The following is a 239-nucleotide window of genomic DNA, read 5'->3' as shown; positions in this document are numbered from 1 at the left end:
CTCTGCACCTTTTTCTCGCTGGTAAGCCCGTAATTTTCTTCCAGATACAAAAGCAGGTAGTTCATGTCCATGTCGGTCAGAGTGGTACTGGTGCGCTCCCAGCCCAACGGCTTCACAATGTCAATCTGCTCCGTCAAAAGGTTCAGGCGCAGCGCCCCACGAAACAGAGGGTCACGCTGGAACACCGTCAGGCAGTTTCGGATGCTGTTCTTCACGCCGCCTTTCTGCGTCCCCTCTAA

The 239-nt window shown here is 54.4% G+C and carries 1 pseudogene; it reads right to left on the bottom strand.

The annotated features are described in order from the left end of the window. A pseudogene (locus GPK88_RS17600) lies at positions 1-239 on the bottom strand (virulence-associated E family protein); the annotation flags it as partial.

Origin of the sequence: Blautia sp. MCC269 (assembly GCF_018785655.1) — a bacterium.
GTDB lineage: Bacteria > Bacillota > Clostridia > Lachnospirales > Lachnospiraceae > Blautia_A.
This window is presented reverse-complemented; position numbering and strand designations above follow the sequence as displayed.